The following is a 13,227-nucleotide window of genomic DNA, read 5'->3' on the forward strand; positions in this document are numbered from 1 at the left end:
TCCGATCCCCGCAAGAAGAACGGCCGCCCGGACGGGGCGGCCGCAAGGTTGACGCAGCGGGGAGAACCTCTGCGCGGAATCAGAAGGCGTAGCGCGCGCCCAGCAGGAACTGCCGTCCGCTGTGCGTACGGACGTTCAGACGGTTGCTGTCGTCCACGAACTGGTCGTTGAACGTGTCGATGATGTTGATCGCTTCGAGGCTCAGCTTGAACGCGTCCGTGACGTTGTACGAAACCTGCGCATCCAAATTCGTCGTCGCGCTGGTGCCGTTGTACGAATTGCCCTCGGTCCCCGGCACGGCGGTCAGGTAGCGCGAGCGATAGGCGACCGATCCGCGCACCGAAAAGCGCGGTGTTTCGTAATAGACCGTGCCGTTGGCGGCGTGCTTGGACAGGCCGATCAGCGGCTGGGTCACGCTGCCGGTGCCGGTCAGGTAGCTGATGTTCGAATCGACATAGGTATAGTTGGCCAGCACGCCCAGATTCTGGAGAAAGCCCGGCAGGAAGGTCAGCGGCTGCTGCACGTTGACCTCGAACCCCTTCAACTTGCCGCCGTCCGAATTGACCGGGCGGCTGACGATGAACACGTCGGTCGGCAGCGCGGACGTGCCAGTCAGGATCGATGTCGGCAGCCCCAGTTCGGTGAACGGCACGTCGACGCTCAACGTCTGGACGAACGTACTGATGTCCTTGTGGAAGAACGATACGGCATAGAGCGCGCCACGCGTCGGATACCATTCCAGCGCGACGTCGACATTGGTCGATTCGGTCGGCTTCAGATCGGGGTTCCCGCTGCTGAACCCGCGATTGCCGCCCGAGATGGACACGTTGCCACCCGGTGAGAGCGATCCGATGCCTGCGCGCGCGATCGTCTTTGCCGCGCCCAGCCGGAACAGCAGCTTGTCGGTGACGTCCCACACGATGTTGCCCGACGGCAGCCAGTTTTCGTAATCGCGATCGGCCGCGACGAGGTCGAACGCAGTCCCGCGGCTGGCATAGCCGGTCGATTGCTGGCTGGTGCGGACATAGCGTACGCCCACATCGCCGCGCACCGGCAGTCCGGCGTCGGCAAGGTTGAATTCCCCCATCGCCCACAGGCCCGTGTCTTCCTCGCGCACCGTGGTGTACGAGCCGCGCGCCGACGTCGCCTCTACCCCGCCGGTGGCGTAAAGTGGGTTGGAATACAGGCCATAGAGCTGCTCGAATGCACCGAGGTCGGGCACGACCCAGCCGCCCGGCGTCCCGGTCGGCACGTCGATCCCCTTGCCGAACCCGCCGAACAGCCGGGTGCCCGCCGCGATCTGCGCCGGGGTCAGCGTCTGGACGACGCTTTCCCCCGAGGTGCGGCGGCGTTCGGTCGAGTCATAGTCGAATCGCCGCCAGTCGGCACCGAGCTTCAGCTTGATCGCGTCGGTCGCGGTCCATTCCACGAAGCCCTTGGCGTTCAGGAAGCTGTTGGTGACCGTCTGCGGACGGATGCGGATCTCGGAGGTGCCGTTGGTGAAGGCGAAGGTCGCAGGGTTGGCGATATCGACCCCCGGGCGGATGGTCGGGAACCGCGTCGAGAAATCGTAGAAGAACCCTTGCGTGTTCGCGGCGTCCAGCGTGACCGTCGTCTGCAACGGATTGCGGAAGTCGGACAGTGCATAGCCGACCACGCCGCCCAGCTTCACCCGGTCGCCCAGATCCTGCGCCAGCGTGCCGGTGACCTGATAGAAATCGGTGGTGAGCTTGTCGAAGCGCGCCTGCGTGCGCAGATCGACATTGTCGAACGTGCCGGACACGATCGTGTTGTTGTCGTCGACCACGCCCGAACGGATGATCGTCTGCGGCTTGCCGGTGCCCGACCGGCTGAACCCGATCGCCTGGAACTGCGCTTCGCTGCGCGTGCCGTCCAGCCGCGAATACAGGCCGTCGACCGTCAGCAGCGTGGCGTCGGTCGGCTGGAACTGCAGCGACAGCGCGGCGCCCAGCCGTTCCTGTTCGATGTCATAGCTGACGAGGCCCGGGATGCGCGGGTGGAACAGCGCGGTGTCGGGATTGGTGTCGTTGATCTGCGCCTGCGTATAGCCCGCGATCGTCGATCCGGGCGCGAAGCCGCCGTTGAACCCGCCATAGGTCCAGCGCGTGATGTTCGCCCCTTCCTCGCGCAGCCGCCGCTTTTCATAGGCGACCGACAGCAGCACGCCGAACCGGCCGTCCTGCGTCGTGGTGGTCAGCAGCGTCGAGACGCGCGGCGTCACTCGTTCGGACAGGTCGTTATAGCTGGCCTGTGCCGACACGACGGCGGTCGCCTTCTTGAAATCGAACGGGCGTGCGGTCTGAAGGTCGACGGTCGCGCCCAGCGATCCTTCCTCGACATCGGCGGTCGCGGTCTTGCGGACGGCAAGGCTGTTGAACAGGTCGGACGAGAAGATGTTGAAGTCGAACCCGCGACCACGGTTCACGCCGCCCGAATTGTCGGTCCCGCCGGTGGTGCCGATCGCTTCCATGCCGTTGATGCGGACGCGGGTATATTCCGGCCCCAGCCCGCGGACCGAGATGTTGCGCCCTTCGCCGTTCACGCGGCTGATCGCCACGCCGGGAATGCGCTGCAACGATTCGGCGAGGTTCAGGTCGGGAAACTCGGCGATGTCCTCCGCCTTGATCGCGTCGATCGCCGACGTGCTGTTGCGCTTGATGTTGATCGCGCTGGTCAGGCTTTCGCGAAAGCCGGTGACGACGATCTCGTCCGCCGGTGCGTCGGTCACGTCGGGCGTCGCGGCGACGGCGGGCGATGCCGGCGGGCTGGCGGTATCGCCCTGCTGGCCGGCGGCGCGCGCGTCCTTTTCGACATTGGTTTCGGGCATGCCCTGCGCCAGCGCCATGCCCGGCGCGACGATCGCGCTGGACAGGATGAGCATATGCCTGATGGTTGCGATGCCGGTCATGGATCATCCCCTAGTTTGTCCGGCATCTTCGGCCGGTTCGTCCTGATCCTTGCCTATCCGGCACGCGGCATCGAATGCCAATTCCGATTGCGCATCGATCGTTGCGCGAATGAGGCATCAACCGGGCGAACCGATTGGAAACCCGCCGTCATCCAGTCGTGCCGTGGCTGGATCATGCCCGCTTTTGGCTTGGACCCGACGGAGACGGCGGGCTAGCCTGCCCCCAACGCCAAAAGCGCCGGAACCGCATCCGGCCGGGCACGGGAGGGATGCATGACCAGTCAGGCCGCCATGGGCGAGGCACGCCCCACCCACGTCCGATACCGCATCATCGCGCTGATATTTCTCATCACGTCGATCAACTATGCGGATCGGGCGACCTTTTCGATCGCGGGCAGCGCGGCGTCGGAGGAACTGGGGCTGTCGACGGTCGCCACCGGGTACATCCTGTCGGCGTTCGCATGGGCCTATGTCATCGCACAGGTGCCGGGCGGGGCGATGCTCGACCGGTTCGGGACGCGGCGCGTCTATGCCGGCGCGATCGGGCTGTGGTCGCTGTTCACCGCAACGCAGGGGTTCGTCGGGCTGGTCCCCGGCGTGTCGGCGATCACCATGCTGTTCGCGCTGCGGTTTCTGGTCGGACTGGCCGAAGCGCCAAGTTTCCCGGGCAATGCCCGGCTGGTTGCCGCGTGGTTTCCGGGGCGCGAGCGCGGGACCGCGTCGGCGATCTTCAATTCGGCGCAGTATTTCTCGCTGGTCGCCTTCGCCCCGTTCATGGGGTGGCTGGTCCACAGTTTCGGTTGGCGATCGGTATTCTATGCGATGGGCGCGATCGGGCTGGTCGCGGCAGCGGTGTTCGTCCGCTATATCCGCAGCCCGGTGGGCCACCCGTCGATCAACGCCGCCGAACTGGCGCTGATCGAGGAAGGCGGCGGGCTGATCCGCATGGAGGATGCGGTGGTCGACCGCGTGTCCACCTTCACCTGGGTCAACGTCCGGCAATTGCTGGCCAGCCGGATGATGATCGGCATCTATCTGGGCCAATATTGCATCAACGTGCTGACCTATTTCTTCGTGACGTGGTTTCCGATCTATCTGGTCAAGGAACGCGGGCTGAACATCATGGAGGCGGGGTTCGCCGCCGCCGCGCCCGCGCTGTGCGGGTTCGTCGGGGGTCTGCTGGGCGGGATGCTGTCCGACCGGTTGCTGGCGCGCACCGGATCGCTCGACACCGCGCGAAAGCTGCCGTTGCTGATCGGCATGATCCTCGCCAGCTCAATCATCGGATGCGTGTTCGTCGATCAGCAATGGATGGTCGTCGCGCTGATGTCGCTGGCGTTCTTTGGCAAGGGGATCGCATCGCTCGGCTGGGCGGTGATGTCCGACGTCGCGCCGCGCGAGCTTGCGGGCACGGCGGGCGGCGTGTTCAACATGTTCGGCAACATGGCAGGGATCGTGACGCCGATCGTCATCGGTTATCTGGTCGCGGCGACCGGGTCGTTCGATCTGGCGCTGGTGTTCGTCGGCGCGCACTGCCTGCTGACCATCGTCGCCTTTTACGGGATCGTCGGTCCAATCCGGCGGCTGGAGCTGACCAAATGATCGCACGGCGCGGGTTCCTGATCGGTGCGGGGGCGAGCGCGCTGCTGCCCGCCGCCGTCCGCGCCGCGACGCCCGCGATCCGGGTGGCGACGCCGATGCAGCCACCGCGATGGGCTGTGCTGCAACGTCAATTGCTGGCCGCCAACGCCGCCGCCTGTCGCGCCTATTACGACAAGTATGTCGACGCGCGCGGGTATCTGAAGGTCTTTCCACGGTGGGGCGCGAACGACGGGCCGGACGACGCGGCGGAAGCGACCAACGACTGGGAACTGCTCCACGCGCTGGGCGGCGCGGACGAGGTGCTGACGCTGTCGCGCCGGTTCTGGGAAGGGCATCTGCGGCAATATGCCGCCGCGCGGACGCAGGACGTGGCGATCGCCCGGCGGGGCATGTACCACCGCGAATTCCCGGTGCAGATGGACTGGCAGCATAATTCGGAAGGGCTGACCAGCTTCAACCGGATGGGGCTGTCGACGCCGCGCGACGCGACGCTGGTCGAGCGCACCTGTCGCTTCGCCGATTTCTATACCGGACGCGATGCGACCGCCCCCAATTATGATCCGCGCCACCGCATCGTGCGCAGCGCGATGAACGGCAGCCTAGGGCCGATGCTGCACCCGGCCAGCGCGCTCGACTGGGCGGGCGACCCGTTCGACACGTCGCGCTTCCGCATGGAGCATGGCGAGGAGAATTACGCGCAGACGCTGGGCCATTACGCCGAATATATGGAAGTGGTGGGCGATACCCCGCTCAACACCCATTGCACGATGCTGGGCCTGAACGCCTATGCGCTGGGCGGGGGCGAGCGGTATCGCCGCTGGGTGCTCGACTATCTGGACGCATGGGTCGAGCGGGCGCGTGCCAATGACGACATCCTGCCGAGCAATATCGGGCTGGACGGCACGATCGGCGGCGCGGCGCGCGGGCGCTGGTGGGGCGGGGTCTATGGCTGGGGCTTTTCGCCGCTGGTGCCGCAGACCGGCGAGCGCGAGAACCGCAACCGCGTGCTGCGCGCGCTGCCCGCATTCCTGAACGGCACGCTGTTGACCGGGGACGCCGTCTATATCGACCTGTGGCGGCGGCAGCGCGACCGGATCGATGCGGCGGGGCGGACGATCGGCGGCGTGTGGCACACGCCCACGATGTACGGCGCGGACGGCTGGTACGGATGGAAGCCCGGCGCGCATCGCACCAACGGGTTCGAGATCTGGTACGTCACGCAATCGGCGCAGGACCTCAAGGCGGCGGGCGACCATCCCTGGGTCGCGTTCCTCGACGGGACCAACGCCGCCTATCCCGAAGCGGCGCTGGAACAGGACCTGACGCGCGTCGCGCAGCGGCTGGCGCTGGTCGGGGCGGACACCACCCTGCCCGAGCGCCGGCTGGCCGACTGGACGCTCGACAAGAACCCGGCCAGCGTCACCGCGCTGATCCAACAGACGACCGGCGGGCTGCATATCGCGCGGCCGCCATGGTCGCCGACCACCGCGCCACAGGGCGGCGTGCCGCTGCATTGCCGGTTGCGCTGGTTCGATGCCGACCGTCGTCGTGCGGGACTGCCCGACGGTGTCGCCGCGCTGGTCGAGCGGATGGACGATCGCCGGACCGTGGTGACGCTGGTCAACCTGTCCGGTGCGGCGCGCACCGCCGTGATGCAGGGCGGCGCATGGGCCGAACACCGGATGGAGCGGGTGACGATCGACGGCACGACGCACGACGTTCCGGCGCGGGGCGTCGCGCTGACGCTGGAACCGGGATGCGGCGCGCGGGTCGAGGTGACGATGCGCCGCTATGCCCAGATGCCGACGCTGGCGTTCCCGTGGGACCGATAGAGCGCCAAAGGTCACGAAAGTCACACTCGTGACGAATTAGAATCGCGCCCGGTTTCCGGTCGATCGGGGACTTCAGGACCGTCGCCAAGTATTTACGCAAGAATGCTTTTCCGAGCGTCGGCGGCGTTCGCATGTCCCCCGACCGTAAAGCGTGTCCGACCGTAGTCGCCTGACGGACGCGCGTCGTGTGCGCAGCCCCGAAGGAGCGTCGGCGTGGGGCGTTTCGACCGGGTCAAAGAACGCCTAACATGGGCATATCCGTCGCGTGTAGGACAGCGATATCGCCCGGCCGCTATCCGCCCGGCTTGATATAGGGCGCGACCGCGAACAGCAGGCGTTCGTCGCGGCGGGGATCGTTCACCACGCGGGTGTCGCGATCGAACACCATCGTCGCACGATCCGCCAGCGCGAAGCGCGGCCATGCGGGCAGGACGCCGCCGTTCGGATCGCCGGTCGCGGCGAAGCGCACCAGCGCGTCCGCCATCGTCGCCGACACCGCCCGCGCGGCGGGACCGTCGCCGGTGCGCGCGCCCGGCAGCGCGGTGTTGGCGAAGACCAGCGGGATATCGAGCGTGTGGAACGCGCCCAACACGCCCCCTGCCTCCGGGGCCGGCAGGTCGAGCTGGTACATCCATGTCGGCGCGCCGATCGCGGCCCGCGCCTCCGCCTGGATCAGGTGCCCCGGCCACGATCGCCCGGCGGTCGATGCCGCCAGCAATATCTGGCCCGGCGTGCGGTCGGGATAGAAGGCGCGATAGCGTTCGACGACATGGCGCGCGTCGAGATCCTTGACCATCTGCGCGGCCAGCCGGTCGGGCAGGTTCGCCCAGTCGGTATCGCCACGCTTCAGCACGTCGCCCAGCCAGTACCCGGTTTCGTCGCGCGTGTTGCCGCAGATCAGCGGGATGTGCGCCGCTTCGCGCGGGGCATCGGGATAGAATGGGTGCCGCGCGAGTACGTGATGGTCGAGCGTCGAGGTGAAGCTGATCGACCCCTTGCCCTGGATCGGGTCGGGTGTCGCCATCGCCGCGACCAGCCGGTCGATCGGCAGGCGCGCCAGTTCGTTCGCATCCGCCGCACCCGCACGCTGCATCCATGTCCGCGCGCGGATGCCCGCGTTGCGCGGACCGGCGGCGGTGACGTGCTGGCCGCTCATCGTCATCGCCCGGTGGAACAGCGGGCGCGCCTCCGCCATCGCCATCAGCGTCACGACCTTCGCCCCGCCGCCCGACTGGCCGAACAGCGTCACCCGATCGGGGTCACCGCCGAACCGCGCGATGGCGGCCCGCACCCACCGCAGCGCCAGCACGATATCGAGATTGCCGACATTGCCCGATTCCGCCGGGCCGCCGACCGGCGATAGATAGGCATAGCCCAACCCCGCCAGCCGATGGTTGAGCGTCACGACCACGACGTCGCCGCGCCGCGCGAGGTTGCCGCCATCGGTCAGCGGATCGCTGCCCGATCCATGGGCGTGCGCTCCGCCGTGCAGATACACCAGCACCGGCCGCCGCCGATCGTCGAGCGCGGGCGTCCAGACATTGAGGAACAGGCAATCCTCGCCGGTCGGTTCGTCGGCGTTCGTTTGCGGCGCGGCGCGTCCGAAGCGGGTGGCATCCGCCACGTCGCGCCACGCGGCGGGCGGCACGGCGCGCGCGAACCGGCGCGGCGCGGTGTCGGCACCGTAGCGGATGCCGCGAAAGACCAGCACGCCGCGCTCGCGCAGCCCGCGCACCCGGCCGTGCGGCGTGGTCGCGACGGGATCGGCCGGACCGGCGCGCGCGGCGACCGGCGTGGCCGCCAGCGCCGCCAGCACGGTCCGCCGGTCGATCACGCGACCACGTCGGCGCACAGGCGGCGCATGGGGTCGAGCACCGGATTGGCATTGTCGCGCCGCCACGCCAGATGCAGTTCGACCGGGCGCGCCGGATCGGTGACCAGCGGGCGGAACTGGACGTCCATCAGATGCAGTCCCGTCGCCGATTCGGGGACGATCGCGGCGGCCAGACCGGCATGGACCAATCCCAGCATCGAATGGATCTGCGTCACGTGCTGCACGAAATCGGGGGCGACGCCGGCGGCATCGAACAACCCGGCCAGCAGCGCGTGGAAATATCCCGCGCCGCGCCGGGCATACATGATGAGCGGCGTGTCGTCGAAATCGGCGAGGGTAAATTCGGCCTGACCCGCGCGCGGATCGCCCGGCGGCAGCGCCACGACCAACGGTTCGTGCCGTACCGCCAGCGTTTCAAATTCGTGCCGGTCGACCGGCGGACGCACGAACGCGATATCGATCAGCCCGGTCAGCAGCGCGTCGACCTGATCGGTCGTGACCATTTCATGCAGTTCGAGCTGGATATTGGGCAGCGCCATGCGCGCCTGCGCCACCACCTGCGGCACCAGCGTATAGCCCGATACGGCGGTGAAGCCGATCGCGACCCGCCCCTCGTCCCCCTTCGCCACGCGCCGCGCCGCCATCGCCGCACTTTCGGACAGGCGGACGATCCGCTTGGCCTCCACGAGGAACAGCCGGCCGGCGGGCGTCAGCGCCACGGTCCGGCTGGTGCGTTCCAGCAGCGTCACGTCGAGAATGCGTTCGAGCAGCTGGATCTGGCGGCTGAGCGGCGATTGCGTCATGTTCAGCCGGATCGCCGCGCGACCGAAATGCAGTTCCTCCGCCGCGGCGACGAAGCAGCGTAGCTGGCTAAGTTCGAACATGACGTTCATGCTAGGCCAGCCCGCGCGCGGTGGCTAGGCGACGGCGCGCGCGTGCGCCGATTCGATCAGCGTGCGCAGTTCCTCCGTCTCCGCCGCCGACAGATCGGTGAGCGGCGATCGAACCGGGCCGGCATCGCGCCCGACGATGCGCATGCCCGCCTTCACGATCGACACGGCATAGCCGTTCCCGCGATTGCGCAGCGCGATATAGGGCAGCACGAACGCCTTGAGTTCGGCCAGCACCGTCGCCTGATCGTGGCTGCGCACCGCCGCGTAGAACGCCAGCGCCCATTCGGGCAGGAAGTTGAAGATCGCGGAGGAATAGGTCGTCACCCCGAGCGTGAGATAGGGCACGGCAAAGGTTTCCGCCGTCGGCAGCCCGCCGATATAGGTCAGCCGGTCGCCCATCCGCGCATGGATGCGCGTCATCAGTTCGATATCGCCGACGCCGTCCTTGTACCCGACCAGATTGGGGTTGCGTTCGCACAAACGCGCCAGCGTTTCATCGTCGACCACCGCATTGTCGCGGTTATAGACGATCACCGCCAGCCCGGTGGCGCGGCACACGCGCTCGATATGCGCCGCCAGCCCTTCCTGCTTCGATCCGACCAGATAGGGCGGCAGCAGCAACAGCCCGTCGGCCCCGGCGCGTTCCGCGTCGCGTGCGATGCCGACCGCGATTTCCGTGCCGTAGCCGCAGCCGGAAATGACCGGCACCTTGCCCGCCGCCGTTTCGACCGCCGCCGCGACGACCTGCGCCACCTCCGCCGGGGTCAACGAGAAGAACTCGCCGGTGCCGCCCGCCGCGAACAGGCCGGTCAGATCGTGGCTGAGCATCCATGCGCAATGTGCACGATAGGCATCCTCGACGAACCGGCCGTCCGCATCGAAATGCGTGACCGGAAACGACAGCAGCCCGCCGCCCATGCCCTGCATCATCGTTTTCGGATCTGTCTGCGCCATCGGGAAAAATCCTGTCGTTACAGTGCGCGGCTCCGGTCGTCGCGACCGTGCCCCTGTATCGTCGGACTAACGGCCGCGCGGCGCGCGGTCCAAACCAAAGCACGGGTCGATCGATGCGCGATGCGACTGGATCGGCGATGTCGCCGGATTGACCGCGTGCGCCGCAGCGACCGGTGGCGGCTAAAACCCGCCCGGATCAACAGGTAGCGATCGAACCCGACGGAAGGCTGGTGTCGTTCTTGATGCCGAAGGTCGTGCGGTCGCGCACGACCTGCGCACTGACGGCCCGCAGCGTCCGGCCGGCGGAGACGACCGAAAACGCATTGCCGATGATCGGTTGATAGGTGCTTTGCATTTCGGTCACCAGAATGGCGACGTTGTCGGTAGCCTTGATCCCGCCGACCGTCTGGAGCGACGCGTCCGTCTCGCCCTTGCCCTGCGCGCCATAGGCGGACCGGATCGTCTTTACGTCACCGGTACAGCGTTGCCATTCGATCCACTGTCCGCTGCGCGCGGGGTTCAGCCGTACCGACGACAGGATCACGCGCCCCTTCTGGATCAGCGGCGTGCCCTCGGCGGTCAGCCGCGCGGCGGTGAACACCTGCACGATATCCGCCTCGTCCATCTGCTGCGTACCCCGTGCCGCGTTCTGCGTCACCTGACTGGCGATCTGGGTCAGGCGTTGCTGCATCAGCGCCATGTTCGCCACTTCCAGCCCGCCCAGTGTCAGGATGAGCAGCACCGGCAGCCCCAGCGCGAATTCGATCAGCCCGACCGCGCGCCGGTCGCGAAGGAACCGGCGGACCGCGGCTGACGGGCGCGTCATCCCGGTCATGTCGCGATGCAGGTGACGGGGTTGCCCGCCGCCGCCGACATGCAGCATTCCTTGACCGTCTGGTCCTTGCCGCCTTCGAACGGCTCGTTCTGCAACGTCGCCTGCGCCTGAAGATCGATCTGCGCGTTCTTCGTCACCAGTTTCGTGACGAGCGGAAACAGCGCGGCATAGCGTAGCGTCACCTTGTAATTGATGATGTCGTTTGCCCCGCCGATTCCCGAACGCACCGGATCGGCGTCCCATTTCTGGTTCCCGTTCACGTCGGTCCAGCAATAGGGTGCGGTCGTGCCCGCCGTGTTCTTCTCCTCCGGCTGACGCACCTGGTCGAAGCTGTCGTAATAGGTCTTGTCGATGATGACCTGCGTGGTCCGGGTCAGCGAGAGTTCGCGCCGGACCATCGCGTCGATCGCGGTGCCGTCGACGCCGTTGGTATCCTCGCTGCCGGTCGTTGCCATCCGCGCCGCGCGTTCGAGGATGCCGCCCAGCCGCGCCTTGGCGAACATCATGAAGCCGAACTCGATACCGCTCATGATGACGACGAACAGCGGGATCGCGAGCATGGCGAATTCGATCGCCGCGACCCCGCGCCGGTCGCGCGCGAAACGGCGCAGTCGCAGCCCGACCTGCATATGGCGTGTCCTTGATGGCAAGAGCGGTCGCATCAATCGGACAGCCGCAGCGAGCCGATGCTCTTGCCGATGGTGGCGAACTTGGCGATCAGGTCGTTCGAATTGGCGGCGACCGCCGACTGGTCGGCGCTGCTGGCGCAGGTGTCGAGCGACGGAACCCGCCCGGTGCCGAACGCGATCGTCCAGATCGATATGCCCTTCGCCTTGGCGGCGTTGCACGCCATCAGGAAGCGCTTGGTATGGCGGCCATCGTTGTCGGTGTCGCTGGTCGCACCAGCGCGCCGGTCATAGGCTTCGATGCCATAGCCCGAATAAGCGAAGCTGCGATCGTAGGAGGTCGGATAACAATTGCTGTAATAACACGAGTCGCGCGGCGCGGAGATCGTACCGTCGGTCATATATACGATGTAGCGCTGCACCCCGATCTGGTTGAAGGTATCGGGGTTGCCCGGTCCCCAGATGCCGCCATTCGAGATCAGCCGCGTTCCCCAGATCATCCCGACGTCGTGATAGGTCGACCCGCGGGCCTCCAGCTTGGCCAACAGTCCGGTCATGTCCGCCGCCGTCATTTCGGTCAGTTCGGTCGCCCGCGTCGGGCAATAGGAATTAACGCCGTCGTCGGCGATATCGACCCCGGTATGCGGATCGAACAGATAGGCCTGAAACCTCGTATCGTCGGTGCCGTCGGGAATCCGATCGATGTCGAGATCGATCGCGCTGGCAGGCGCCGCGTCGCGAACGTCCTTTGCCGTAATGCCCGGATCGGTCCGGCGTTCCTCGACGCAGCCGTCCCAGCGCGCAGCGTAATCATCGTTGTTGCCGTTGATGTTGCCGAGCGCACCGCCCGCGACGAAATTGGACAAATTGTAGGTGCGCTGCGCGAAACTCCAGGAACCACGGCTACTCTTGTTCCATTGATAATAGGTCGCGTTGGCGCTGCGAATATAGGACGGGTTCTTCGCGTAGAGCAGCTTGCCGACATTGGCGGTCGCGGCATAGGGTACGATGCCGAAGCGCATGCGCAGCCCCTTGGCCTTCAGCAGCGACTGCGCCGGCGCGAGCTGGTCGTACAGCGCCTTCACCGCGGTCTTCAGCGCGTCGATCTTGCGCGTACCGTTGATGGGGTCGAGCATCGATCCGGTGGTGTCGAGCACCAGCATGATATCGACGTTCTTGAACGTCTGCACCGCCGTGCCGGTCGCCGCCAGTTCGATCCGACGATATCCGAACATGCCCATGACCGACGTCGGGATGGACGTGGTGGCCACGACCTTCACCGCGCCGACATCGGGCTTGGTCGTCGTGATCGTTACCGGGGCCGTACCATACAGGCCGCCGGGAAAGTTGAACGCCATGTACGTCGCGACTTCGGGCTTGGCGGTTTCGATATTGTCGCCGGTCATCACCCGGCGACCCGCCAGCGCGGCGGCATCGACCGCCTGCTGCAGCTTGGCCCTCGCCATCTGCGCGCGCCCGATGTCCAGTCCCGAACCGATCGCGGCCAGCAGCGGGAACATGGCGAACGCCATGATCATCAACGCATTGCCCCGTTCGTTCCGCAGGAACCGAACGAACGATTTCCGCGCGGAAGCTTTCGCTTTCGCCATGCAACCCTCTTCGAACGCCGCCGTCGCCGACGAACCCGAAGGTTCGACGACGTCGGATGGAACCGCGGTTCCGCCGCGGATCGGTGTAGCTCGCGCACCGATGGCGGCGCTC

9 protein-coding genes are annotated in these 13,227 nt (G+C 66.8%); 2 read left to right on the forward strand and 7 right to left on the reverse strand.

Going from position 1 to position 13,227, the window contains the following annotated elements; translation table 11 throughout:
• Positions 1–79: 79 nt before the first annotated feature.
• A complete protein-coding gene (locus IFT55_RS08425) occupies positions 80–2,929 on the reverse strand; it encodes a TonB-dependent receptor (RefSeq protein WP_249403709.1) in 2,850 nt (949 codons plus the stop codon).
• Between the two features lie 273 nt (positions 2,930–3,202).
• On the opposite strand from IFT55_RS08425, the gene IFT55_RS08430 reads away from it, so the two are divergent.
• Together IFT55_RS08430 and IFT55_RS08435 are read left to right on the forward strand one after the other, a co-directional pair.
• Positions 3,203–4,531 carry an MFS transporter gene (locus tag IFT55_RS08430; protein WP_192091029.1) on the forward strand — a complete coding sequence of 443 codons (1,329 nt, stop codon included), beginning with the start codon at positions 3,203–3,205 and terminating at the stop codon, positions 4,529–4,531.
• Positions 4,528–6,363, forward strand: a complete 1,836-nt coding sequence (locus IFT55_RS08435) for a hypothetical protein (protein ID WP_192091032.1) — start codon at positions 4,528–4,530, stop codon at positions 6,361–6,363. Before IFT55_RS08430 ends, IFT55_RS08435 begins: the two co-directional genes overlap by 4 nt.
• Positions 6,364–6,655: 292 nt before the next feature.
• On the opposite strand, the gene IFT55_RS08440 is transcribed toward IFT55_RS08435, so the two are convergent.
• The 6 genes from IFT55_RS08440 to IFT55_RS08465 form a co-directional block, all read right to left on the reverse strand.
• Positions 6,656–8,197: a carboxylesterase/lipase family protein gene (locus tag IFT55_RS08440; protein ID WP_342029265.1), complete on the reverse strand. Its 1,542-nt coding sequence runs from the start codon at positions 8,195–8,197 to the stop codon at positions 6,656–6,658.
• Positions 8,194–9,090 carry a LysR substrate-binding domain-containing protein gene (locus tag IFT55_RS08445; protein ID WP_249403710.1) on the reverse strand — a complete coding sequence of 299 codons (897 nt, stop codon included), beginning with the start codon at positions 9,088–9,090 and terminating at the stop codon, positions 8,194–8,196. The genes IFT55_RS08440 and IFT55_RS08445 overlap by 4 nt, the downstream gene beginning before the upstream one ends.
• 24 nt (positions 9,091–9,114) lie before the next feature.
• Positions 9,115–10,044: a 5-dehydro-4-deoxyglucarate dehydratase gene (kdgD, locus tag IFT55_RS08450; protein ID WP_192091036.1), complete on the reverse strand. Its 930-nt coding sequence runs from the start codon at positions 10,042–10,044 to the stop codon at positions 9,115–9,117.
• A 196-nt stretch (positions 10,045–10,240) separates the two neighbouring features.
• Positions 10,241–10,879, reverse strand: coding sequence for a TadE/TadG family type IV pilus assembly protein (locus tag IFT55_RS08455; protein WP_192091037.1), 639 nt, complete (start codon positions 10,877–10,879; stop codon positions 10,241–10,243).
• Complete coding sequence (locus IFT55_RS08460; protein WP_192091038.1) at positions 10,876–11,508, reverse strand: TadE/TadG family type IV pilus assembly protein; 633 nt, start codon at positions 11,506–11,508, stop codon at positions 10,876–10,878. The genes IFT55_RS08455 and IFT55_RS08460 overlap by 4 nt, the downstream gene beginning before the upstream one ends.
• Before the next feature lie 32 nt (positions 11,509–11,540).
• Positions 11,541–13,115 carry a TadE/TadG family type IV pilus assembly protein gene (locus IFT55_RS08465; RefSeq protein ID WP_192091040.1) on the reverse strand — a complete coding sequence of 525 codons (1,575 nt, stop codon included), beginning with the start codon at positions 13,113–13,115 and terminating at the stop codon, positions 11,541–11,543.
• Positions 13,116–13,227: the final 112 nt, after the last annotated feature.

The organism is Sphingomonas sp. CFBP 13720, from assembly GCF_014842075.1.
Taxonomy (GTDB): Bacteria; Pseudomonadota; Alphaproteobacteria; order Sphingomonadales; family Sphingomonadaceae; genus Sphingomonas.